General features: G+C 69.5%; 16 protein-coding genes. 13 read left to right on the top strand and 3 right to left on the bottom strand.

Translation table 11 applies throughout. From position 1 onward, the window contains the following. Positions 1–108: 108 nt before the first annotated feature. Genes ACFPJ1_RS06855 through ACFPJ1_RS06815 form a run of 9 tightly spaced genes read left to right on the top strand, consistent with a single transcriptional unit; the run spans position 109 to position 11742 of the window. The gene (locus ACFPJ1_RS06855) at positions 109–897 is read left to right on the top strand and encodes a TIGR03084 family metal-binding protein (RefSeq protein WP_380102155.1); all 789 of its coding nucleotides are present in this window, start codon (positions 109–111) and stop codon (positions 895–897) included. A gap of 22 nt (positions 898–919) precedes the next feature. Further along, entirely contained in the window at positions 920–2785 is a 1866-nt protein-coding gene (locus ACFPJ1_RS06850) for an acyclic terpene utilization AtuA family protein (RefSeq protein ID WP_380102153.1), read from the top strand. Beyond that, positions 2782–3915: an acyl-CoA dehydrogenase family protein gene (locus ACFPJ1_RS06845; protein WP_380102151.1), complete on the top strand. Its 1134-nt coding sequence runs from the start codon at positions 2782–2784 to the stop codon at positions 3913–3915. The genes ACFPJ1_RS06850 and ACFPJ1_RS06845 overlap by 4 nt, the downstream gene beginning before the upstream one ends. Further along, a complete protein-coding gene (locus ACFPJ1_RS06840) occupies positions 3912–5543 on the top strand; it encodes an acyl-CoA carboxylase subunit beta (RefSeq protein WP_380102149.1) in 1632 nt (543 codons plus the stop codon). Before ACFPJ1_RS06845 ends, ACFPJ1_RS06840 begins: the two co-directional genes overlap by 4 nt. A 5-nt stretch (positions 5544–5548) precedes the next feature. Continuing rightward, positions 5549–7528: an acetyl/propionyl/methylcrotonyl-CoA carboxylase subunit alpha gene (locus ACFPJ1_RS06835; RefSeq protein ID WP_380102147.1), complete on the top strand. Its 1980-nt coding sequence runs from the start codon at positions 5549–5551 to the stop codon at positions 7526–7528. Next, the gene (locus ACFPJ1_RS06830; protein WP_380102145.1) at positions 7525–8682 is read left to right on the top strand and encodes an acyl-CoA dehydrogenase family protein; all 1158 of its coding nucleotides are present in this window, start codon (positions 7525–7527) and stop codon (positions 8680–8682) included. The genes ACFPJ1_RS06835 and ACFPJ1_RS06830 overlap by 4 nt, the downstream gene beginning before the upstream one ends. Positions 8683–8730: 48 nt before the next feature. Next, positions 8731–10296 carry an AMP-binding protein gene (locus ACFPJ1_RS06825; RefSeq protein WP_380102143.1) on the top strand — a complete coding sequence of 522 codons (1566 nt, stop codon included), beginning with the start codon at positions 8731–8733 and terminating at the stop codon, positions 10294–10296. Next, positions 10289–11137, top strand: a complete 849-nt coding sequence (locus tag ACFPJ1_RS06820; RefSeq protein WP_380102141.1) for an SDR family oxidoreductase — start codon at positions 10289–10291, stop codon at positions 11135–11137. The genes ACFPJ1_RS06825 and ACFPJ1_RS06820 overlap by 8 nt, the downstream gene beginning before the upstream one ends. Further along, positions 11134–11742, top strand: a complete 609-nt coding sequence (locus ACFPJ1_RS06815; protein ID WP_380102139.1) for a TetR/AcrR family transcriptional regulator — start codon at positions 11134–11136, stop codon at positions 11740–11742. Before ACFPJ1_RS06820 ends, ACFPJ1_RS06815 begins: the two co-directional genes overlap by 4 nt. Here the strand turns inward: ACFPJ1_RS06815 and ACFPJ1_RS06810 are convergent. After that, the gene (locus ACFPJ1_RS06810; protein ID WP_380102137.1) at positions 11729–14020 is read right to left on the bottom strand and encodes an NACHT domain-containing protein; all 2292 of its coding nucleotides are present in this window, start codon (positions 14018–14020) and stop codon (positions 11729–11731) included. The genes ACFPJ1_RS06815 and ACFPJ1_RS06810 overlap by 14 nt on opposite strands. 169 nt (positions 14021–14189) lie before the next feature. Between ACFPJ1_RS06810 and ACFPJ1_RS06805 the strand changes: the two genes are divergently transcribed. Next, the gene (locus ACFPJ1_RS06805) at positions 14190–15638 is read left to right on the top strand and encodes an MDR family MFS transporter (protein ID WP_380102135.1); all 1449 of its coding nucleotides are present in this window, start codon (positions 14190–14192) and stop codon (positions 15636–15638) included. A 61-nt stretch (positions 15639–15699) separates the two neighbouring features. Here the strand turns inward: ACFPJ1_RS06805 and ACFPJ1_RS06800 are convergent, their stop codons facing one another. Then, positions 15700–16575, bottom strand: a complete 876-nt coding sequence (locus tag ACFPJ1_RS06800) for a proline dehydrogenase family protein (protein WP_380102133.1) — start codon at positions 16573–16575, stop codon at positions 15700–15702. Positions 16576–16630: 55 nt separating this feature from the next. Between ACFPJ1_RS06800 and ACFPJ1_RS06795 the strand changes: the two genes are divergently transcribed. After that, a complete protein-coding gene (locus ACFPJ1_RS06795; protein ID WP_380102131.1) occupies positions 16631–17671 on the top strand; it encodes a GNAT family N-acetyltransferase in 1041 nt (346 codons plus the stop codon). Between the two features lie 345 nt (positions 17672–18016). On the opposite strand, the gene ACFPJ1_RS06790 is transcribed toward ACFPJ1_RS06795, so the two are convergent. Next, positions 18017–18196 carry a hypothetical protein gene (locus ACFPJ1_RS06790; RefSeq protein WP_132190026.1) on the bottom strand — a complete coding sequence of 60 codons (180 nt, stop codon included), beginning with the start codon at positions 18194–18196 and terminating at the stop codon, positions 18017–18019. Positions 18197–18426: 230 nt separating this feature from the next. Here ACFPJ1_RS06790 and ACFPJ1_RS06785 point away from each other — a divergent pair, with 230 nt between their 5' ends. Then, a complete protein-coding gene (locus ACFPJ1_RS06785; protein WP_380102128.1) occupies positions 18427–19722 on the top strand; it encodes an XRE family transcriptional regulator in 1296 nt (431 codons plus the stop codon). Positions 19723–19730: 8 nt separating this feature from the next. Then, the gene (locus tag ACFPJ1_RS06780; RefSeq protein WP_380102126.1) at positions 19731–20264 is read left to right on the top strand and encodes a GNAT family N-acetyltransferase; all 534 of its coding nucleotides are present in this window, start codon (positions 19731–19733) and stop codon (positions 20262–20264) included. Positions 20265–20272 lie beyond the last annotated feature (8 nt).

Genomic DNA, 20272 nt, shown 5'->3' with positions numbered 1-20272 from the left:
TGCCGCAAGGAGGGTCCCGGTGAGTGGCGCAGCTCAAAAACAAGCACCCTTGATTCTTTTTCGGGACGGTGGGAGGCTCGGGGCACGATCCGAGGTAGGGAGTCGCGTGTGCAACTGGACGAGGTGCTTGCTGATCTGGGGGCCGAGAGCGTCGAGCTGGACCTGCTCGTCGGCGGCTTGAGCGCGGACGCCTGGGCGACTCCGACGCCGGCCGAGGGCTGGACCATCGCTCATCAGATCGCGCATCTGGCCTGGACCGACGAGGCGGCGCGGATGGCCGCGGCCGAGCCCGAGGAGTTCCAGGCCACGCTGCAGCAGGCGCTGAAGAACCCCAGCGGCTACGTGGATGAAGGTGCTGCCGAGACGGCCTCGCTGCCGCCCGGGGACCTGCTGACCTACTGGCGAGAGACTCGCGGCGAACTGGCGGGCGCGCTGCGGGCGGTGCCGAGCGGCGCGAAGGTGGCCTGGTTCGGCCCGCCGATGAGCCCGACCTCGATGGCGACCGCGCGACTGATGGAGACCTGGGCCCACGGGCTGGACGTCGCCGATGCCCTCGGGGTGCATCGCCAGCCGTCCGCGCGACTGCGGCACGTCGCGCACCTCGCGGTCCGGACCCGCGATTTCGCCTACCTGCTGAATGACCGCAAACCGCCCGAAGCTCCGTTCCACGTGGAACTTCGCGGACCGGACAGCGAGCTCTGGACGTGGGGCCCCGCGGACGCCGAGCAGCGCGTCACCGGTTCGGCGCTCGACTTCTGCCTGCTGGCGACGCAGCGCCGGCACCGCGACGACCTCGACGTGCAGGCGTCCGGCGAGCAGGCGGACGAGTGGCTCGGCATCATCCAGGCCTTCGCCGGTCTCCCGGGCAAGGGCCGCGAGCGAGGGCAGTTCGCATGACCCGCGGCGCGGGCGTCTCGGCATGACCACCCCGGAAGACATCAAGGCCAGCACCCCCGCGAGCACGCCCGACGTCCCGGAGGAGGGCGAACAGGCGAGCACGAACGCGGACGCGGACGCGCCCGAGAGTGCAGGGGACGGCACGCCGGACTACACGCCCGAGGGCATCCGGAAGCCGATTCGGATCGGGAACGCTTCAGGGTTCTACGGCGATCGGTTCAGTGCGTTCCAGGAGATGCTGACCGGCGGGCCGCTCGACGTGCTCACCGGGGACTACCTGGCCGAGCTGACCATGCTCATCCTCGGCAGGGACCGGCTGAAGGATCCATCGCTCGGCTACGCGAAGACCTTCCTCAAACAACTCGAGTCCGGCCTCGGTGAAGCCCTCGATCGCGGCGTCAAGGTGGTCAGCAACGCGGGCGGCCTCAACCCGGCGGGCCTCGCCGGGGCTATCCAGGAACTCGCCGACAGACTCGGCCTGCACCCGAAGATCGCGTACGTCGAAGGCGACGACCTCCTCCCCCGAGCCAAGGAACTCGACCTCGGCCGGCCCCTCACCGCGAACGCCTACCTCGGCGCCTGGGGGATCGCCGAAGCACTCCAGGCCGGCGCCGACATCGTCGTGACCGGACGAGTCACCGACGCCTCCGTGATCGTCGGACCCGCCGCGGCCCACCACGGTTGGAAGCGGACGCAGTACGACGAACTCGCGGGAGCGGTCGTCGCCGGGCACGTGATCGAGTGCGGCTGTCAGGCGACCGGCGGCAACTACGCGTTCTTCAACGAGATCCGCGACCTTGGCCACCTAGGCTTTCCGATCGCCGAGATCCACGCCGACGGCAGCAGCGTGATCACCAAGCACGACGGCACCGGTGGCGCCGTCACCCTCGACACGGTCAAGGCGCAGCTTCTCTACGAGATCACCGGCGCCCGGTACGCCGGTCCGGACGTCACCACGCGGATGGATTCGGTCGAGCTGAGCGAGGTCGGACCTGACCGAGTCCGGATCTTCGGGGTCGAGGGCGAGCCACCTCCCCCGACGTACAAGGTGTCTCTCAATGCGGTGGGCGGGTTCCGCAACGAGGTGGACTTCGTGCTCACGGGGCTCGATCTGGAGGCGAAGGCCGAGCTGGTCCGGCGGCAGCTCGAGCGAGGGCTGCGCAGGAGGCCGGCCGAGCTCAAGTGGTCGCTGAACTGGACGGAGCAGCCGAACGCGGAGACCGAGGAGCAGGCGAGTGTGCTGCTCAAGTGCACGGTGAAGGACCCCGATCCGAAGGTGGCCGGCCGCGCCTTCTCCAGCGCGGCGGTCGAGCTGGCACTGGCGAGCTACCCGGGCTTCCACGTCACGGCTCCGCCCGGTGACGCAGCGCCGTACGGGGTGTTCACGGCGGGGTATGTCGACGCCGACGAGGTCGAACACCTGGTGGTGTTGCCCGATGGCAGCCGCAAGGTGATCGAGCCGTCGGCCGAGACGCAGGAGTTGGAGACCGCCGAGGACGGGCCCTTGCCGATGCCGTTGCCGCAGTTGGTGGCTGCGGGGCGTCCTGCGCGGTCGTTTACCCGTGAGGTGCCGCTGGGCCGGGTCGCCGGAGCGCGGAGTGGGGACAAGGGCGGCGACGCGAACGTCGGCGTGTGGGTGCGGAGCGAGACCGCCTGGCGGTGGTTCGCGCACACCTTGACGGTCGAGAAGTTCCGCGAGTTGCTGCCGGAGACCCAGGATCTCCCTGTCACCCGGCACGTCCTGCCGAACCTGTGGGCGCTGAACTTCGTGGTCGGCGGCCTGCTCGGCGAAGGGGTCGCGTCGCAGGCGCGGTTCGACCCGCAGGCGAAGGCGGTCGGCGAATGGTTGCGGTCGCGGTACATCGACGTACCGGAGGTGCTGCTGTGAGCGACGAGCAGAAGGCACTGCGGGAGACGGTTCGGCGGTTCATGGCCGCGGAGGTGTTGCCCAACCTCGACCAGTGGGAGCGGGACGGCGAGCTGCCGCGCGAGCTCCACAAGAAGGCAGGTCAGCTCGGTCTGCTCGGAGTCGCCTTCCCCGAGGCGGTCGGTGGTGGCGGCGGTTCCCTGGCCGACGCGATCGCCGTCGTCGAGGAGCTGCACTACGCGGGCGGCTCCGGCGGACTCGTCGCCTCGCTGCTGACCTGCGGGATCGCGCTGCCACATATCATTGCTGCCGGCAACCAAGGACAGATCGAGCGCTGGGTCCGACCGACCCTCGACGGCTCGCTGATCGGCTCCCTGGCGATCACCGAACCGGACGGCGGTTCCGATGTCGCCTCCCTCCGTACGACGGCCCGCCGCGACGGGGACCACTTCATCGTCAACGGCGCCAAGACCTACATCACCTCGGGCAGTCGCGCGGACTTCGTCACGACCGCGGTCCGCACAGGCGGGCCCGGCGCGCACGGCATCTCCCTGCTGGTCATCGAGCGCGGCACTCCTGGCTTCGGGGTATCCCGCAAGCTCGAGAAGATGGGCTGGCTCTGCTCGGACACCGCCGAGTTGTCGTTTACGGATGTGCGGGTGCCAGGCGCGAACCTCGTGGGCGAGCCGGGCTCGGGATTCGTCCAGCTGGCGATCAACTTCGTCGCGGAGCGCCTGACCCTCGCAGTACAGGCGTATGCCGGGGCGCAGCGCGCGTTGGACCTCACGGTGGAGTGGTGCCGGGCGCGGGAGACCTTCGGGCGGCCGCTGATCTCGCGGCAGACGGTGCAGCACACCCTGACCGAGATGGCGCGGCGGATCGACGTCGCCCGGGTCTACGTGCACCACGTCGTCGAGAAAGCCGAGCAGGGCGAAGACGTGATCGCCGAGGTGTGCTTCGCGAAGAACACCGCGGTCGAGGCGGGCGCCTGGGTGTGTGACCAGGCGCTGCAACTGCACGGCGGCCTCGGGTACCTGCGCGAGGCCGAGGTGGAACGGCAGTACCGCGACCAGAAGATCCTCGCGATCGGCGGCGGCACCACCGAGATCATGACGAACTTGGCAGCCAGACGACTGGGGTTCACCGCATGAGCAACTCCGTTACGTCCGAAGAAGCGCGGACACGTCTCCGCAGCTCTTCGGACGCAAGGACTCAAGAGAATCGGGCGGCGATGCTGGAGAAGCTTGCCGCGCTGGAGGCCGAGCACCAGAAGGCGTTGGCGGGTGGCGGGGAGAAGTACGTTGCGCGCCACCACAAGCGCGGCAAGCTGCTGGCTCGCGAGCGGATCGAGTTGTTGCTGGATCCGGACACCGCGTTCCTCGAGTTGTCGCCGCTCGCGGGCTGGGGCAGCGACTTCACCGTCGGCGCGAGCCTGGTCACCGGGATCGGTGTGGTGGAGGGCGTCGAGTGCCTGATCACCGCGAACGACCCGACCGTCAAGGGCGGCGCGAGCAACCCCTGGACACTGAAGAAGGCCTTGCGCTCGGACGAGATCGCTCGCGCCAACAGGTTGCCGGTGATCAGCCTGGTCGAGTCCGGTGGTGCGGATCTCCCGACGCAGAAGGAGATCTTCATCCCGGGCGGCGCGATGTTCCGCAACCTGACCCGGTTGTCCGCGGAGGGCATCCCGACGATCGCGCTGGTGTTCGGCAACTCCACCGCCGGCGGTGCGTACATCCCGGGCATGAGCGACTACGTCGTGATGGTCGATGGCGGCGCGAAGGTGTTCCTGGCCGGCCCGCCGCTGGTGAAGATGGCGACCGGCGAGGATGCGGACGACGAGTCCCTCGGCGGCGCCTCCATGCACGCCCGCGTCTCGGGGCTGGCGGACTACTTCGCCATGGACGAGCCGGACGCGATCCGCCTGGGCCGGCAGATCGTGTCGCGGCTGAACTGGAAGAAGCTCGGCCCGCCGCCGGCAGCGCAGTACGAGGAGCCCTTGTACGACGGGGATGAGCTGCTGGGGATCGTGCCGGGTGACCTGAAGATCCCGTTCGACCCGCGGGACGTGGTGGCCCGGGTGGTGGACGGGTCGGTGTTCGACGAGTTCAAGCCGCTCTACGGGTCGTCGCTCGCGACCGGGTGGGCCTCGGTGCACGGGTATCCGGTAGGCATCCTCGCCAACGCGCGTGGCGTGCTGTTCAGCGAGGAGTCGCAGAAGGCCGCGCAGTTCATCCAGCTCGCGAACCGCGCCTCGGTGCCGTTGATCTTCCTGCACAACACGACGGGGTACATGGTCGGCCAGGAGTACGAACAGGGCGGGATCATCAAGCACGGCGCGCAGATGATCAACGCGGTCTCGAACTCCCGCGTCCCGCACATCTCGATCCTGATGGGCGCTTCCTACGGCGCGGGGCACTACGGCATGTGCGGGCGGGCGTTCGATCCGCGCTTCCTCTTCGCCTGGCCGTCCGCGAAGTCCGCGGTGATGGGCCCGCAGCAGCTCGCCGGGGTGCTCTCGATCGTCGCGCGCGCCGCCGCGGCCGCGAAGAACCAGCCGTACGACGAGGACGGTGATGCCGCCATGCGGGCCTACGTGGAAGGCCAGATCGAGGCGGAGTCGCTGCCGATGTTCCTGTCCGGCCGGCTCTACGACGACGGGGTGATCGACCCGCGCGACACCCGCACAGTGCTCGGCCTTTGCCTGTCCGCCATTCACTCGGCCCCGGTCGAGGGAACCCGCTTCGACGGCGCCAACTTCGGCGTCTTCCGGACGTGATGGCGATGTTCACTTCGGTGCTGGTGGCGAATCGTGGCGAGATCGCGCGGCGGGTGTTCCGCACAGCGCGCGAGCTCGGAGTGTCGACTGTCGCGGTGCACTCGACTGCCGACGCCTCGATGCCGTACGTCGGGGAGGCTGACGCGGCGGTCCACCTGCCAGGCAACGCGCCGAGTGAGACCTACCTGCGGACGGAGTTGCTGATCGAGGCGGCCCGTCGAGCCGGGGCGGACGCGGTGCATCCGGGGTACGGGTTCCTGTCGGAGAACGCGACCTTCGCGCGGGCTGTCGAGGACGCTGGGCTGGCGTGGATCGGGCCGCCGCCGCGGGCGATCGAGTCGATGGGCTCGAAGATCGAGGCAAAGAAGCTGATGGACGCGGCGGGAGTTCCCGTGTTGCCGCGACTCTCCGCGGACGACGTGACCGAGGCGGAACTCCCGGTGCTGGTGAAAGCGTCGGCGGGCGGCGGCGGGCGCGGGATGCGCGTCGTGCGCCACCTGGAGGACCTGCGGTCGGAGATCGCCGCCGCCGAAGCGGAGGCGCTGTCGGCCTTCGGAGACGGGACGGTGTTCTGCGAGCCGTATCTGGCGACCGGGCGGCACATCGAGGTCCAGATCCTGGCGGACCACCACGGCACGGTCTGGGCGGTCGGCGAGCGCGAGTGCTCGATCCAGCGGCGCCATCAGAAGGTAGTCGAGGAGGCGCCTTCGCCTTTGGTGGAACGGCTTCCGTCGATGCGGGCTAAGCTCTTCGAGGCGGCGCGGACGGCTGCCGAGGCGATCGGGTACGTCGGTGCCGGCACCGTAGAGTTCCTCGCGGACGACAGCGGGCGGTTCTACTTCCTGGAGATGAACACGCGCCTCCAGGTCGAGCATCCCGTCACCGAGTCGACGACCGGCCTCGACCTGGTCGCGCTGCAGTTCTCCATCGCGGCTGGTGAAGCTCTGCCGCCGGAGCCACCCGCCGCTGTCGGTCACTCGATCGAGGTCCGCCTGTACGCCGAGGATCCCGCGCGCAACTGGCAACCACAGACCGGCACGTTGCACCGCTTCCGCCTGGGTGACGCCGCCGAGTTCGGGCCGGGCGGACCGCGATCAGGTCTGCCGTGGTTGCGGGTCGATTCCGGAGTGGTCAGCGGCACCGAGGTCTCCCCGTACTACGACGCGATGCTGGCGAAGGTGATCGTCTGGGGCGCCACCCGCGCCGAGGCAGCCGCCAGGCTCGCGGCGGAACTGGCGAAGGCGCAGATCCACGGCGTTCGGACAAACCGCGACCTCCTGGTCCGAACCCTCCGCCACTCCGCCTTTCTCGCAGGCGACACCGACACAGCATTCTTCGACCGGCATGGGTTGGAGGAGTTGTCGCGTCCTCTGGCCGAGCCCGCTGTGGAGGAGCTGTGTGCGCTGGCGGCGGCACTCGCCGACGCGGCGGCGCGGCGAAGTACTGCGAAGGTGCAGAAGGGGTTGCCCAGTGGGTGGCGGAACCTGGCGTCGCAGGCTCAGCGGAAGAGCTTCCGGGCCGGCGAGTCGACGTATGAGGTGGCTTACCAGCTGACCCGGGACGGGCTGTTTGTCGAGGGCGGCGTTCAGCTGGTTGAGGCAACTCCCGAGCGGGTGGTGCTCGAGGTGGGCGGGGTGCGGCGGGGGTTTGACGTTGCGGTCTACCCAGGACTGGTGTGTGTTGACTCCGGGTTGGGGTCGGTGGCGCTGAAGCCCGTCGAGAGGTTCGCGGATCCGTCGACGCAGGTGGCAGCCGGATCGTTGCTGGCGCCGATGCCGGGGACCGTGATCCGGGTCGCGGTGAAGGTGGGCGACAAGGTCGAGCAGGGACAACCATTGCTGTGGCTGGAGGCGATGAAGATGGAGCACACCATCTCCGCGCCGGCCGACGGCATCCTGGCCGAGCTCGCGGTCGGTACAGGGCAACAGGTCGAGGTCGGCGCCGTGCTGGCCGTCGTGCAAGCAGCCGAAGGAGAAGACGTATGAGCTTCGTCGAGACCGAGGAACGCCGGGCGCTGCGAACCGCGGTGAGCGAGCTGGGCAAGAAGTACGGGTACGCCTACTTCAACGAACGCGCGCGCTCCGGCGGGCAGACCACCGAGCTCTGGCAGGAGGCAGGCAAGCTCGGCTATCTCGGCGTGAACCTGCCCGAGAAGTACGGCGGCGGAGGCGGCGGGATGGCCGACCTGTCGATCGTGCTGGAGGAACTCGGCGCGGCCGGGTGCCCGCTGCTGATGATGGTCGTGTCACCGGCGATCTGCGGCACGGTGATCGCGCGGTTCGGCACGGACGGGCAGCAAGCGCGGTGGTTGCCGACCTTGGCCGACGGCTCCACCACGATGGCGTTCGCGATCACCGAGCCCGACGCCGGGTCCAACTCGCACGGGATCACCACCACGGCCCGCCGTACGGACGGCGGCTGGTCGTTGTCGGGACGGAAGGTCTACATCTCCGGGCTCGATGTGGCCAAGGCGGTGCTGGTGGTCGGGCGCACCGAGGACGCGAAGACGGGGCGGCTGAAGCCCGCGCTGTTCATCGTGCCGACCGATGCTCCGGGCGTCGAGTTCCGGAAGATCGAGATGGACCTGATCAGCCCGGACAAGCAGTTCGCGCTCTTCCTCGACGACGTGCAGCTGCCGGCGGAGGCGCTGGTCGGGTCGGAGGACGCGGGCCTGGTGCAACTGTTCGCCGGGCTCAACCCGGAGCGGATCATGGCGTCCGCCTTCGCGATCGGCATCGGCCGGCACGCGCTCGGCAAGGCCGTTGCCTACGTCAAGGAACGCCAGGTCTGGAAGACCCCGATCGGCGCCCACCAAGGGATCGCGCACCCACTGGCCCAGTGCAAGATCGAGCTGGAGCTGGCCCGATTGATGATGCAGAAGGCCGCCGCCCTGTACGACGCGGGCGACGACCTGGGCGCCGGTGAAGCCGCGAACATGGCCAAGTACGCCGCCGGCGAGGCGACCGTCCGGGTCACCGACCAGGCGGTCCAGTCACTCGGCGGCAACGGCCTGACGGTCGAGTACGGCGTCGCCTCGCTCGTCGCAGCGGCCCGCGCCACCAGGATCGCGCCGGTCAGCCGGGAGATGATCCTCAATTTCGTCGCGCAGCACAGCTTGGGTCTACCGAAGTCCTACTGATATCCGCCACAGTCATCCTCCTAGCCGACGAGTCGAGAGGACCCGCCCATGGTCATCCACAGTGAGTTCGCACCGGTCGAGATCCTCGACGTTCCGATCCACGACGCGGTGCTCGGCCGTGCCCAGGAGTACGGCGACCGGCCGGCGCTGGTGGACGGCGTCACCGGCCAGGAGATCACCTACTCCCAGTTGGACGGGATGAGCCGGCGGATAGCCGCCGGGTTCGCCGAGATGGGCATCAAGCACGGCGACACCATCGCGCTCTACAGCCCGAACACGATCATCTACCCGGCGGTGTTCTACGGCGCCACCCGCGCCGGCGCCACGGTGACGACGGTCAACGCGCTCTACAACGCGGCTGAGCTGAACAAGCAGTTGATCGACTCGAAGGCGCGGCTGCTCGTCACCATCTCGCTGTTCCTGCCGGTCGCCACCGCCGCCATCGAGGGCACCGTGGTCGAGGAGATCCTGGTCTGCGACACGGCCGAGGGATACCGCTCGGTGATGGAGCTACTGGCGTCCACCGCGCCGGAACCCGTGGTGAACATCGACCCCGCCAACGACGTCGCAGTACTGCCCTATTCGAGCGGGACCACGGGCGCGGCCAAGGGTGTGATGCTGACTCACCGGAACATCGCGACGAACATCTCGCAGGCCGAGCCGACGATCGCCGTCGGGGAGAACGAGCGGATCATCGCGATCCTGCCGTTCTTCCACATCTACGGGCTGACCGTGCTGATGAATCTGCCGCTGCGGCTCGGCGCGACCGTCGTGGTGCTGCCGAAGTTCGACCTGCAGCAGTTCCTCACGGTGCTCGACCAGCAGAAGATCACCCGGGCCTTCGTCGCGCCACCGATCGTGCTCGCACTGGCGAAGCACCCGGCGGTCGACGGCGTCGACCTGTCCGCGCTGAAGTACGTGACGTCTGCGGCGGCTCCGCTCGACGGCGACCTGGCCGAGGCCTGCGCGAAGCGGCTGGGGTTGCACGCGGTCCTGCAGGCCTACGGGATGACCGAGCTCTCGCCGGGCACCCACGCAGTACCGCAGGACGCGATCGACCCGCCGGCCGGTGCCGTGGGCAAGCTCTTCCCGTCGACCGAGATGCGGCTGGTCGGCGCGGACGGCGAGGACGTGCCCGAGAGCGAGGCGGGGGAGATCTGGATCCGCGGACCGCAGGTGATGAAGGGGTACCTCGGCCGGCCCGCGGAGACCGACGCCACCATCGACCCGGACGGTTGGCTGCACACCGGCGACATCGGCCGGATGGACGACCGCGGCTACCTGTACGTCGTGGACCGGGTGAAGGAGCTGATCAAGTACCACGGGTACCAGGTGCCGCCGGCCGAGCTGGAGGCCGTGCTGCTGACAGACGACCGGATCGCCGATGCCGCCGTGATCGGCGTCCAGGCCGACGGGAACGAGGTACCGAAGGCGTTCGTGGTGCCGATGCCGGGGGCCGAGCTGACCGAGGACGACGTGATGGCGTACGTCGCGGAGCGGGTCGCGCCGTACAAGAAGGTCCGGCAGGTGGAGTTCATCGACGCCGTCCCGAAGGCGGCCTCGGGCAAGATCCTGCGGCGTGAGCTACGAGCACGGGAGGCCGCGCGTGAGTGACCCGGGAGCCGGGGAGTCCTCCGGCCTCGCCGGACGGACGATGCTGATGTCCGGCGGCAGTCGTGGGATCGGCCTGGCGATCGCGCTGCGGGCCGCCCGCGACGGGGCGAACGTGGCCCTGCTGGCGAAGACCGCCGAGCCCCATCCGCGACTGCCGGGCACCATCTACGCGGCCGCCGCCGAGATCGTCGTGGCCGGTGGGCAGGCATTGCCGATCGTGGGCGACGTGCGCTCCGACGAGTCCGTCGCCGAGGCGGTACGGCGGACCGTGGAGGAGTTCGGCGGGATCGACATCGTGGTGAACAACGCGTCCGCGATCGACCTGTCGCCGGCGGCGGACATCTCGATGAAGCGGTACGACCTGATGCAGGACATCAACGCGCGCGGCACGTTCCTGCTGTCGAAGCTGTGCATCCCGTGGCTGCGGAGGTCGCCGGCCGCGCACATCCTGACGCTGTCGCCGCCGCTGAACCTGGATCCACGCTGGGCCGGCGGGCACCTGGCGTACACGATGGCGAAGTACGGGATGAGCCTGACCACTCTCGGGCTCGCGGAGGAGCTCAGGGCCGACGGGATCTCGGTGAATTCACTGTGGCCGCGGACGATGATCGCGACCGCCGCGGTGCAGAACCTCCTCGGCGGCGCAGAGGCGACCGCCCGGTCCCGGACGCCGGAGATCGTGGCGGACGCGGCGTACGTCGTACTGACCGGGCGGCGGACCGGGGAGTTCCTGATCGACGACGAGGTGCTTGCCGAGGCCGGGATCACCGACTTCTCGCAGTACCGGCTGGCCGCGAGTGAAGCGGACCTGGCGCCGGACCTCTTCCTGGAGTCGTCGTGAGCGAGGCGCTCCGCGAGCCGCAGCAGGATCGGAGCCGAGCGACTCGGCAGAAGCTCCTGGAGGCCTCGCTCGAGTCGCTCGCGGAGGTCGGGTACACGGGGACCACCGTCGCGGTGGTCGCCGCCCGCGCGGGAGTCTCCCGGGGCGCCGCCCAGCACCACTTCCCGACCCGAGCAGACTTGTTCGCGGCGGCCGTGGAGTACATGACCGAGGTGCGGCTGGCGGAGATCCGTGAACAGGCAGCCGGGTTGCCCAGTGGCGACGGGCGGACCGAGGCGATCGTCGGGATGCTGGCGGATGTCTATACCGGTCCCCTGTTCCGGGCGGCGCTGCATCTGTGGGTGGCTGCGTCCACCGAGGAGCCGCTGCGACAGCAGATCGTCAGGCTGGAAGCGCACGTCGGACGGCAGGCGCACCGGGCGCTGCTGGAGGTGCTCGAGGTCGACGAGCGCACGCCGGGGGTGCGCGAGACCGTGCAGGGCGTGCTCGACATGGCCCGCGGACTCGGCCTGGCAGACCTGCTCACGGATGACGCTCCGCGCCGGCGAGGCATCGTCCGGCAGTGGGCCACCATCCTGGACCAGGCGCTGGCTACAGGTCGCTAGTGACAGGCCGGCTCGTGCGAGCGCCCCGAGCGGCGATGCGCTGGTCAACCTTCGCTGCGAGAGCGTCTGGGTCGCAGTCGGCCAGATGGTCGCGCACGAGCAGGTGGATGAACGCGTACTCGCCTCGCCCGGTCCTGGCCAGTAAATAGCGATCTGCCGCATAGCGGAGGAAGGCGCGGCGTCGCCACGGCAGGTAGCCGCTCCACCGGAGCAGGAAGCCGTGCAGCAGCCGGGAGAGACCACCAGCGAACAGTGGAGCCCGCCGGCGCCAGGCCTTGGCCGCAACAGCCCCGACCAGTACTCCGAGGGCCGCCTCGGGCTCGGCCGATCCGACGCTCGCTCCTAGCGCCACGGCCACCAGGAGGGCGACCAGTACGCCGCCTGTCACCCAGGGATCCATCAGCCACTGGGCTCGCGGCCCCTCCTGGGACTCGTCCTTGCTGTGCGGATAGACCAGGTGATCCATCGGCAGCGCCTTGACCAGACGGATGCCCTGGGCAACTATCAGGCCGATCGCGAGACCGGCCACGAAAGCCGCGGGCGAGTCGGCCCAGATGTAGCCGATCCAGCCGGCCACGATCACAACGGCCAGCCGGACGCCGAGCAGCACCTTGCGCCAGATGCCGCCGGAGAGGACGTACTCCAGCGCGTAGGAGGCTCCGATCGCTGCCGCAGCGAGGGCAAGACCGAGCCAGGGCGGCAGGATCGAGACAACGCCGGCGCCCAGCAGGATCGAGCCGAGCCCGGCGACCACGCCCATGCACAGCATTACCGCCATCAGCAGGAGGCGCGGCTGCTTGGCTCTGTCCTGGAGAACCCACCAGGTCCGTGGCCGGACGTGCACGAGCAGCAGCCCGTACGCGCCCACCGCCAGCCCCGCCGGTACGCCGTACAGGGCTGTCGTGGCGAGGGTGGCGCCGCCCGTCAGGCCGGCGAAGAGGGCGGGGAGGCAGACCATGTGGGCCAGGTAGCCCACGGCGGGCAGGACCAGGCCGTACCAGCCGTTCGGTGTCAGCCGGTTGGGCACCTCGATCCGGTCACCTGATCGGGTCCTGGTCCACCAGGCGAGGCACCAGAGCGATCGGATGACGGCATGCGACTCGTACTGGCGACTGGCCGGGCGGTAGCGGGCCAGCACCTCGGAGATGAAGGTGTCGAACAGTTCGCGCCGGTGGTCGGCCACTCCGCCGGCTGCGATGTCGCGAGCGTCCCGGCCCTGGTAGGCGAGCGCCATGACGTTCAGCATCAGCGGCGAGTTGACCAGGTCCCACAGGTCTTCGTCCCGCTCGATGGCGGCCCGCGCACCGGCCAGCTCGGTCCCGCCGGACGCGAAGTAGTCGAGCACCTGGTGGCGGCTCAGCGGGCGGATGTGCACAGCGCCGTACAGCCTGAGGCGGTGATGGAGGTTCTCGTAGTCCTGGCTGCGGCAGGTGACGGCCAGTTGGCCGATCAGGTAGCGGCGGCCCAGTTCGGCCAGTACTGGCGCGAGCTTGTCGCGGTGGGCGCCGGCTACCTCGTCAAGGCCGTCCAGGAGGAGGGCGAGGCGTCCCTTGCGCAGCCAGACCCGGCCAACCGCGGCAGGGATCTGGTAGCGGTCGTTCAGCTCTTCGAGCAGCCAGCGGACGAACCCGGCGAGCAAGGCGCTGTCACCCGGGTCGTCATCGGCATACCGCCCGGTCGAACCGGTCCAGCCGGCCAGCCCGACCAGTACCGGGATGGGGCTGTCCGGGTCACTGTAGGCCTGCGCGGCCAGCGATCGTGCCAGCTCCAGCAGCAGCGTGGTCTTGCCGGAGCCCGGTGCGCCGAGGATCAGCATCGAGTCCTGCAGATCGTCGAATGCCGCGACGATGTCGGCATCCTCGCGGACTTCCGTGACGCTGCTGCCGAGCGGCTGGACGAGCAGGTCGTACGGCCGGATCACCGCCTCCGGCTGGACCTCGAGCGCGAGGGCGAGCCTGGTCCGCGAGGCCAGCGACCCCGCGAACCGGTCGGCCAGGTAGCGATCGACCCGGGCCAGGGCATTCGGGCGGTTCCGCGGCTGGTCCGCGGATCTGGCCGAGTGGCCGACCGTACGGCGGCTGCGGTACTCGATCAGGCCGGTCACGACCGCGACCAGCCAGAGCACGCCGATCACCGGCCAGGTCCAGTCGGCGTACGGCGCGAGGAAGTCCGGGGCGGTGCCGCCGGTGCCCACGTTGATCGCGATCGGGAGCAGCACCAGAGTCAGCGACAGCGTGAGGACGAGCAGGGCGATGCGGAGCAGCCCACGGATCCTCACCCACGGAGAGTATCGAGCCGGCGGTCCCCGCGTAGCCGCTCTCCGCGTTTCACCTGCCATCCATCGAGCCGGTGCCGCGACGTCAGCAGTGTTCCGTCTGGCAGTCCTGTCCAATTGGCGGTCCCGGGCTCGGGCAAACGTTGTCCCGTCACGTAGGTTTCCCTTTGTCATGACTACTGAGCGGATCGACCGGGCGAGTGTGGGGTTGCGGTCGGAGCGGGGACCGATCCTGCTCGCGGTGATGCTGAGCGTCGGGCTGGTGGCGATCGACGCGACCATCCTGGCGACCGCGGTGCCGTCCATCGTGGCGGACCTCGGCGGGTTCACCCAGTTCCCGTGGCTGTTCTCGATCTACCTGCTCGCCCAGGCGGTCTCGGTACCGATCTACGGCAAGCTCGCGGACCTGCGCGGCCGCAAACCGCTGATGCTGTTCGGGGTCGCGCTGTTCGTGCTCGGCTCGGTGCTCTGCGGGTTCGCCTGGAGCATGTCGGCGCTGATCGCGTTCCGGCTGGTCCAAGGGCTCGGCGCCGGCGCGATCCAGCCGATCGCGATGACGATCGTGGGCGACATCTACTCGGTCGCCGAACGCGCCAGGGTGCAGGGCTACATCGCCAGCGTCTGGGGGATCGCCTCGTTCGTCGGGCCGACGCTGGGTGGCGTCTTCTCGGACTTCATCTCCTGGCGCTGGATCTTCTTCGTGAACGTGCCGCTCGGCCTGGCCGCCTGGTGGGTGCTGTTCCGGCGGTTCCACGAGGACGTCAAGGTGACCACCCGGCACAAGATCGACTACGCGGGCACGATCCTGCTCGCCGTCGGTGGTTCGTTGCTGCTGCTCGGCCTGCTCGAGGGCGGCGTGATGTGGTCGTGGGATTCCCCGACCAGCATCGCGATCCTGGCCCTCGCGGTACTCCTGCTGGTCGCCTTCGGTTTCGTCGAGCGCCGTGCGGCCGAGCCCGTCCTGCCCCTTTGGGTGCTGGGACACCGGGTGCTGAACTCGGCGAACTCGTCGGCGTTGCTGATCGGCGTACTGATGATCGGACTGTCGACGTACGTGCCGCTGTATGCGCAGGGGGTGCTCGGGACGTCCGCGCTGGTGGCGGGGTTCGCGCTCGCGGCGATGACGCTCGGCTGGCCGATCGCGGCGTCCTTCGCGGGGCGGATCTACCTGCGGCTCGGGTTCCGCACGACGATGCTGCTCGGCGCGGTGATCGTGGTGATCGGCGCCGCGCTCCTGCTGACGGTGCGCCCGGACAGCTCGGTGCTCTACCTCGCATTCGCCTGCTTCGTGATCGGCCTCGGGCTCGGCTTCTCCGCCTCACCGGGCGTGGTCGCCGCCCAGTCGTCCGTGGACTGGCGCAGCCGCGGTGTGGTGACAGGCGCGAACATGTTCGCCCGGTCCGTCGGCAGCGCGGTCGGCGTCGCCATGTTCGGAGCCGTCGCGAACGGCGTCGTCGCGTCCCGCCTCGGCGACAGCCACGACGACCTGGAGAACCTCCCGAGCAACATCCTCGCCCCCGCCATCCACGACGTGTACTACGGCGCCGCCGCCGCAGCCGTCCTCCTCGTAGTAGCCGTCACCTTCATGCCCAACCGCGTAGCCGAACAACCTCGCGGTTAGCCCCGGTTGTCCGAGTCGACACCTGGCGAGCGCCGTCGAGAACCTCAGGTGGAGTCGCTCGTCAGGCGCCGCGGGATTCGGCAACGCGGCGGAGCCAGTAGCGGAACCAGTCCGGGCCGTACGGGACGTAGACGCGGGTGGGGATCTCCCGGATCTTGAGCTCGTCGAGCACCTCGGGGCGGACGCCAAGGAGTTGCTCGACATGGACCGGGCCGAGCGCCAGCAGGACTGCCTCACGCAGGCGGCCGTCATGCGTCGCCAGGGACCACGGTGCGCCCGTGGCCGCCAGCTGGTGAGCCAGTCGGAGGTACGCGATGTCTGTCGGCTCGCCGTACGGGTGCACGCCTGCCGGTTCGACGTACGCGCCCTTGACCAGCCGGACATGGACGCCGGCCTCCGTGAGGGCGTCGACGTCATCCGGCGTACGCAGGAGGTTGGCCTGCACTGTGGCCCCGAGCCGATCCGCCAGGCCGCGGCCCGCGACGTCGAGGACGCAGCGTCGTACTTTGTCGGTCCGGCCGGTGTCCTCCGCACCCACCTGGACCCTCCGCCCTGACGGCAGCGCTTGGACCATTCTCGCGAGCAGATCCGCGCAGCCGCTCGGGTCGACGTCGAGTGCCAGGTGAGACAGGTCGACTGACAGCCAGACGTCGGCGGGCGGCGGCGGGATCAGCCCGGCCAGCTCGACGTACGCGTCTGCCACGCCGGCGGCGTCCGCCGGATCGGTGGAGAGTTCGCCGAACAGATCGAGACTGACTCCGTGCCCTTTCGCGAGCTGGGCTGCCGTGACTTCGAGCGCCTCCTCGCGGCTGCGGCCGGCGACGTACCGCGAGGCGGCGCGGTAGGCGTTCGCCTCACCGCCGGGCACGCCCTTCACAAGTTGCTCGAGTCGTTCACTGGTCGCCAACTTGAAGAGGACCGCCCGGTCAGCACGCATACCGACGAGTCTGCCAGGCCGGCCGGACAGCGCCGGGCGGCTAGGTTGGGATGTCATGCGGGCTGTGGATTGTGTCGGGGTGTTGGTGCAGGACGAGGCGCATCGGGTCTACCTGCAGCGGCGGACTGTGGAGCGGCGGTTGTTGCCGGGGATCTGGGACATCGTCGGTGGGCATCTCGAGGACGGGGAGACGCCGGAGGAGGCGTTGCGGCGGGAGCTCGAGGAGGAGACCGGGTGGAAGCTCGGGGAGATCCTCGCCCTGGTCGCCGACTGGGAGTGGGAGTACGAGGGGCGAGTACGACGTGAGGTCGACTACCTGGTGACGGTCGAGGGGGATCTGCGGCGACCGCGGCTCGAGGAGGGCAAGCACGATGCCGGCGCCTGGGTCGGGCCGGACGAGCTCGAACTGCTGATGGAGAACCGGACCGACGGTGACCGGCGGCTGCGCGACGTCGTGGCGCTGGCGGTCCGGACCCGATTCACCGAACGGCTGCGGCTCGAACCGGTCACCGGTCCTGGAGAGGTCCTGACCGGACATGCAGCGGACCTCGAGCGCCTCATGAGCGATCCGTGGGTGGCCGAGTGGTACGCCGAGACCTGGTCGGCCGAGGAGTCCGTACTGCGCTCCGCCGCGATGCAGGCCGCCTGGGAACGAGACGGCGTGAGCAAGTGGATGGCCTCTGAGAGTGCAACTGGTTCCCTGGTCGGTCGTGGTGGGTTGTCCCGTCTGGAGCCCGACGCCGAGGTGACCTCGTCGATCGGGGCGCTGCTCGACTCCTCGCTCGGGAAGCCCGCGGGTGACGCATGGCGCGTGGACCGGCTCGAGCTCGGGTGGGCGCTGGTGGGCGAGGCTCGCGGGCGGGGATACGCCACAGAGATCGGGCGGGCCGGGCTGAAGTTCGCCTTCGAGACGCTCGGGGCGGCTGCGGTGATCGCCTTCACCGAGCGGCACAACACCGCCTCGCGGGCGGTGATGGAGCGCCTCAGGATGACGTTCGCCGGTGAGATCACGGCCGAAGGTCTGGTGGAAGGCCTCGAAGGCGTCCAGCCCGAGGCGCCGTTCGCCGTCTATCTAGCGCTCCGCAGAAGCACCTAGACGCAGGAATGGCTCCGCTGTATGACCGCCCAGGCGCGGCGGTCACACAGCGGAGTCGGCCACCTCGGAGTGTGGCTCGTGGTGAGGTGTCACGAGCCACTAGCCCCGCCCGGCCCGAGGTGTCGGCCAGGAGGTGGGCTTGGAACGGCTGGGCGGCGGCGATACAGGGACTCAACCGCCGGCCCAGCCGGGCCGGTGGGCGGTGCGGTCCGGAGCTGAGGAGTGCTCCGGACCGCACCTCTGGTTTCGTCCGGGACTGAGGAGTGTCCCGGACCTTCATTCGCCGCTCCTGGACGTGAGGAGACCCCAGGAGCGGCCACCGAATCTGAGGAGGATCCGGTGAGCTCAGATGTTGTCTGTGTCCGGCTGCGGGCCGAGGATGTCGTTCGTGACCCGGAGACCGGCGAACCGCCTCCGCATTGCCTGCTCGTACCGCGCCGCCAGCGGTGCTTCCGCGACGTACTGCGCGATGACGTGCTCGCCGAACCAGACCCGCACTCTGCGGCGGTGCTGCCTCGACGTCATTTCTGCAACAGTCACTGCTTGCTCACCCCGTAACCATCGGACCTTGCAACCAGTTGGACTTACTGGTTGTCATGGCAGTAATGGTGCATGGACCGACCGTGACCGCTCTAGGACCTGGACCGGACCTTTGCCGGACCTCTTCAGGACCTCTGGCGGACATCTTGAGGACTGCACCTTGTCGTGGGGCATGAGTCGAGACACCGTCTTACCTGACGTGAACGGGAGGAACGATGGCGGGTAGGTATACGCCAAGAACGGTTCTTGCGCACCTGATCCAGCGCCGGAACCAGACCTACTCCGAGATCGTCGCCGAGTTCGTCGAGCTGGGTGGAACCATCACCGAGCGGCACCTGCGGCGCCTCGCATCGGGCGAGCGCGCGGGAACCACTCCACAGACCCGGCGCACCCTGCAACGTATGTTCGGCAAGCCGGTCGAGGAACTCCTCGCCCCGTACGTCCCCGAGCAGGCCGGCCAGGTGGTGCCGGTGTCTGCCGGGGGTGGACGGATCACGACAGGTAATGAGATGGAGGTTCTCGACATGGCTGCCAGCCGTGCGCGGGCGTTCGCCCTCGCGGCCCAGACCGGTCTCGGTAGCGAGGCTATGGAACAGGTGTACGACGATGTGAGACACGTTGCGAAGGCGTACCCGCAGCGCCCGCTCCCGGAGATCCTCGGCCGGCTGGTCGAGACCCAGGATCTTGTCTTCGCACTGCTGGAGAGCCGGCAGCGTCCGGAACACCTGCGGCAGCTGTACTTCCTCGGCGGCGTGACCGGTGGTCTGCTCGCCAAGGCGTCCCACGACCTCGGCAACCCGCACGCCGCCATGACCCAGGCCAGGACGGCCTTCCTCTGCGCCGACAACGCCGACCACCACGGGCTGCGCGCCTGGGTCCGCGGACTGCAGTCGCTGGTGTCCTACTGGGCGGGCAACCCGCACGACTCGGTCCGCTACGCCCAGCTCGGCGCGGGGTACGCGGAGCAGGCCAACAGCACCACCGGCGTCTGGCTCCCGGTCAGCGAGGCCCGTGCCTGGGCCGCGCTGGGCAACGCCGACGCCGCCCGGGCAGCGCTGGAGCGCGCCGAGAACGCCTGGGCCTCGGTGCAGAACGACGACCTGGACGACATGGGCGGCCTGTGCACCTTCGGCCGCAACCGGCAGCTGTACTACGCGGCCGACGCGCTCGCATGGCTGCCGGGCGAGGTCGAGACAGCCGAGCGGTACTCCAGCCAGGCTGTCGACGCGTACACCGATCAATCGCACCCCGAGTGGGCCTTCGGCGACGCCGCCGGCAGCCACGCCGCCATGGCCATCACCCGGATCGCGACCGGTGAGCTCGACGGCGCGGCGGACGCGATCGCGCCGGTCCTCGGCCTGCCCACGGAGCGCCGGATCAACGGTGTCGTGCACTCGGCCCGCCGGGTCCACCAGGCACTGCGGCAGTCGGGTCGCGCGGACGATGCCCGCGACCTCCAGGAGGAGATCGAGATGTTCACCCGGACGCCCATGCAGACCTTCCCGCGGTAGCAGGCGGGATGGATCCGCTCACCGGCGATGGCACCAGACTGCGCGAGTTCCGGCTCGACGATCTGGACGACTACCTGGCCATCGTCGGTGACGACCGGGTGACCAACTGGCTGTCCTTCGACAGCCGCGACCGCGACACCGCGCAGAAGGCTCTCGCCGCCGCGGTGGAGCGGTCCCAGCAAGACGATCGGCCGGACTACATGCTCGCCGTCACCCGCCTGGACGACGACCGGCTGATCGGCTTCGCCCGGCTCGGGCCCACCGGAGTGGAAGCGGCCCACCTCGGCTACGCGATCGCCGCGGACCACTGGGGCCACGGCTACGCCACCGACGCCTCCCGGACGCTGGTGAGGTTCGCCTTCGAGAACCTCGACCTGCACCGGGTCAGCGCCGCGATCGGTCCGGAGAATCTGGCCTCGGTCGCCGTGGTGAAGCGCCTCGGCTTCAGCTATGAGGGCCGCATCCGCCACCACGTCTTCACCAACGGCGCCTGGCGCGACTCCCTGCTCTACTCGATCCTCGCCGACGAGTACCGCGGCTAGTTCATCCG

It is taken from the genome of Kribbella qitaiheensis (assembly GCF_042657745.1).
Classification (GTDB): domain Bacteria; phylum Actinomycetota; class Actinomycetes; order Propionibacteriales; family Kribbellaceae; genus Kribbella; species Kribbella qitaiheensis.
This window is presented reverse-complemented; position numbering and strand designations above follow the sequence as displayed.

Bases quoted from the DNA above. Each gene is read 5' to 3' on its own strand.
- ACFPJ1_RS06850 (WP_380102153.1), top strand. From the start codon at position 920: ATGACCACCCCGGAAGACATCAAGGCCAGCACCCCCGCGAGCACGCCC.
- ACFPJ1_RS06840 (WP_380102149.1), top strand. From the start codon at position 3,912: ATGAGCAACTCCGTTACGTCCGAAGAAGCGCGGACACGTCTCCGCAGC.
- ACFPJ1_RS06835 (WP_380102147.1), top strand. From the start codon at position 5,549: ATGTTCACTTCGGTGCTGGTGGCGAATCGTGGCGAGATCGCGCGGCGG.
- ACFPJ1_RS06830 (WP_380102145.1), top strand. From the start codon at position 7,525: ATGAGCTTCGTCGAGACCGAGGAACGCCGGGCGCTGCGAACCGCGGTG.
- ACFPJ1_RS06825 (WP_380102143.1), top strand. From the start codon at position 8,731: ATGGTCATCCACAGTGAGTTCGCACCGGTCGAGATCCTCGACGTTCCG.
- ACFPJ1_RS06805 (WP_380102135.1), top strand. From the start codon at position 14,190: ATGACTACTGAGCGGATCGACCGGGCGAGTGTGGGGTTGCGGTCGGAG.
- ACFPJ1_RS06800 (WP_380102133.1), bottom strand. From the start codon at position 16,575: ATGCGTGCTGACCGGGCGGTCCTCTTCAAGTTGGCGACCAGTGAACGA.
- ACFPJ1_RS06795 (WP_380102131.1), top strand. From the start codon at position 16,631: ATGCGGGCTGTGGATTGTGTCGGGGTGTTGGTGCAGGACGAGGCGCAT.
- ACFPJ1_RS06790 (WP_132190026.1), bottom strand. From the start codon at position 18,196: ATGACGTCGAGGCAGCACCGCCGCAGAGTGCGGGTCTGGTTCGGCGAG.
- ACFPJ1_RS06785 (WP_380102128.1), top strand. From the start codon at position 18,427: ATGGCGGGTAGGTATACGCCAAGAACGGTTCTTGCGCACCTGATCCAG.
- ACFPJ1_RS06780 (WP_380102126.1), top strand. From the start codon at position 19,731: ATGGATCCGCTCACCGGCGATGGCACCAGACTGCGCGAGTTCCGGCTC.